The 1,135-nt window shown below is 65.6% G+C and carries 1 protein-coding gene; it reads right to left on the reverse strand.

Annotation, left to right across the window (positions count from 1 at the left end; genetic code table 11):
* Positions 1-132 precede the first annotated feature (132 nt).
* Positions 133-714 (reverse strand): response regulator, encoded by a 582-nt coding sequence (locus TsocGM_RS25610; protein WP_126728289.1) that lies wholly within the window; start codon positions 712-714, stop codon positions 133-135.
* Between the last annotated feature and the right edge of the window lie 421 nt (positions 715-1,135).

Here is a 1,135-nt window from a genome sequence, read left to right on the forward strand (position 1 = left end):
CCGTGCTCCGGCCCGGCGAGCCGGCGCCGCAGGCTGCGGCGCCGGCCAGAATCTAGCGCGTCCGCCCCGACCGGTCAAGCGGAGTCGGCCGACCATCGGCCTCTGGCGGACGAAACGAGACCGGAACGAAGATCAGGGAGAGGCGGGCATCTCCATATCGAGGTGGTGACAGATGCGGCGGATCAGTTCATCGACGTCCAGCGGCTTGGACATGAAGTCGTCGGCGCCGGCGTCTCGGAGGTCGTCGATCTTGTCTTCCTCGATCATGCCGGAGATGCAAAAGATCTTGATGTCGGACATCGACGGGTCGCGGCGGACCAGCTCGCAAACAGCTTTGCCGTTGATGTCGGGGAGCATGATGTCGAGCACCATCAGGTCGGGATGGTACTCCTTGGCCATCATGCCGGCGCCGAAGCCGTTGTCGACATCCCGGACCTCGAAGCGGCCGTCGGCCAGCAGAGCGTCCTTAATGATCTGGACGACCTCGGGCTCGTCGTCGACGACGAGGATCTTCCGACGACCGCTCTCCAGGGCGTCGGTCGGAATGTTGTTTTCCTTCATGAACCGGTAGAGGGCGTCGCGAGGGATGCGGCGGAAGCGCGATCCTGGGACCCGGAAGCCCTTGAGCTGACCGGAGTCGAAGCACCGGATGATCGTCTGCTGGCTCACCTTGCAGATCTTCGCGGCCTCGCCGGTCGTAAAGACGGTCTTCATCGTCGGGATCGCCCCCTTCACACGAGCCCCCGGGCATCCCGCGGCTCGACCGCTCGTGCCGGACCCCTGGCCCGATCCGGAACGGTCACCCGATCGGTCGCCCTCGATTCCTCCCTGAAACCGGACCCGCCCGCAAGATCGACGCCGAAACCTGAGCTTGCTCCGCTCCCCCGGCTCCGACCAGGGGGCTGAGACGGGCTCACGTCCGGCAGTAGAACCGTCACGATGCCGCCGCTGGTGGAAAAACCTCGCGATTTTGCCGAAATTACCGACATCGCCAATTATATGCCCCCTCACGGTCCTGTCAACCCAGAGGAGATAACGCGGACGGGGAGAGTCCTGCCGTGGGCATCGGCTCGCGATGGGGGGCACTATGGGAGGGGGGCGCCTCCGCCGTTGGGGGGGGGTGTGGCGGGGGGGG

It is taken from the genome of Tautonia sociabilis, from assembly GCF_003977685.1.
Lineage (GTDB): Bacteria > Planctomycetota > Planctomycetia > Isosphaerales > Isosphaeraceae > Tautonia > Tautonia sociabilis.